Genomic DNA, 1513 nt, shown 5'->3' with positions numbered 1-1513 from the left:
CCCGCCGCACCAGGCGGGAGACCAGTTCGTCGTAGATGCGGCGGTGGATGTAGGCGCGCGAGCCCGCCACGCAGGTCTGGCCCGCCGCCGCGAAGATCCCGGCCAGCACCCCGATTTCCGCGCGGTCGATGTCGGCGTCCTCGAAGACGATGTTCGGGCTCTTGCCGCCCAGCTCGAGCGTGCACGGGACGAGCTTCCTGCCCGCCTCGGCGGCGATGGCCCGTCCCACGTCCGTGCTGCCGATGAAGGAGATCTTGCGGACCTGCGGGTGTCCGACGAGCGCCTCCCCGGTTTCCCTCAGCCCCGTCACGACGTTGAGGACGCCGGGGGGGATGCCGACGCTTTCCGCCAGCCGGGCGATCTCGATCGCCGAGGCCGACGTCACCTCGCTGGGCTTGACGACGATGGTGTTGCCCGCGGCGAGCGCGGGCGCGGCCGACTCGATCATCAGCAGCGTCGGAGAGTTCCAGGGCACGATGACGGCCACCACGCCCAGGGGCTCCTTGAGCGTGTAGTTGAGCACCGACGTCTGCGCGACCGGAATGACCGCGCCCTCGATCTTGTCGGCCATGCCGCCGAAGTAGCAGAGCCAGTCGCGCACGATGCGCGCCTGGGTCTGCATCTCCGAGGCCAGCTTGCCGTTCTGCGTCGCCTCGAGCGCGCCGATGTGCATCGCGTTCTCCGCGATCGCGTCGCCCCAGCGCATCAGCAGCCGGCCGCGCTCGGTCGCGGACATGCGGGACCAGGGGCCGCGGAATGCCTTGGCGGCCGCCGTCACCGCCCGGTCCACCTGGTCGGCGCCGGCGATGGCGAAGTCGCCCCAGCGCCGCCCGGTCGTGGGGTTGAAGGACTCGAAGGTACGTCCCGGCTCGGCCGCGACGGCCTCGCCGGCAATGTGCAGGCCGTAGCTGCGGGCGCCCATCTCGTGATTCGGCAGCGAAGTTGACTGCGACATGGTGGCTCGGATCCTCTTTCTGAACAAACGGGGTGGACACGGGCGGCCCTTGCGGGGGCGCGCCGCGCGGCGGCGCCACCCGACCGGGCACGGCCGCCTCTCGCCTACAGCGGACAAGCCGCCAGGTGCGGATCGGCCGTGCCCTCGAGCACGACCTCCTTGGACTTGAGGCTCCAGACGGGTCCGCTTCCATCGACTTCGACCGCGACGAACCGGTCGACCGGGAAGCCGTTCTTTCCGATCCGGTACTGGACCCCGCGAACGGACCGGTAGGCCGCCTTGCGCAGCGCCGCGCTCAGCTTCGCGGCTTCCTTGGTGTTGCCGCCCAGTTCGTCCACGGCGGCCTTCAGCTGCGTGACCATGTCGTAGGACGTCGCGGCGTAGTTCGACGGCAGGCGGCCGTACTTGGCATTGAATTCCTTGACGAAGCGCTTGTTCTCGGCGTTGTCCAGGTCCGCCGCCCAGAAGTCGGCTGTTTCCGAGCCAAGCACGCCCTTCACGCCCGCGGCCTGCAGGCTCGGCAGGTTGAGCTGGTCCAGCGTGAAGGCCGTGAAGGGG

At 70.0% G+C, this 1513-nt stretch carries 2 protein-coding genes; both read right to left on the bottom strand.

Features of this window, described 5'->3' with window-relative positions; translation table 11 throughout:
- Positions 1–955 (bottom strand): aldehyde dehydrogenase family protein (locus DBR23_RS00630; RefSeq protein ID WP_233250202.1); only part of this gene is annotated, 955 nt, incomplete at its 3' end.
- Positions 956–1059: 104 nt separating this feature from the next.
- A partial coding sequence (locus DBR23_RS00625) for an ABC transporter substrate-binding protein (RefSeq protein WP_146191177.1) occupies positions 1060–1513 on the bottom strand: 454 nt, incomplete at its 5' end.

This window comes from Acidovorax sp. HMWF018 (genome assembly GCF_003061035.1).
GTDB classification, from domain to species: Bacteria; Pseudomonadota; Gammaproteobacteria; order Burkholderiales; family Burkholderiaceae_C; genus Acidovorax; species Acidovorax delafieldii.
Note: the sequence above shows the minus strand (reverse complement) of the source record. Positions and strands in the feature narration are given on the sequence as shown.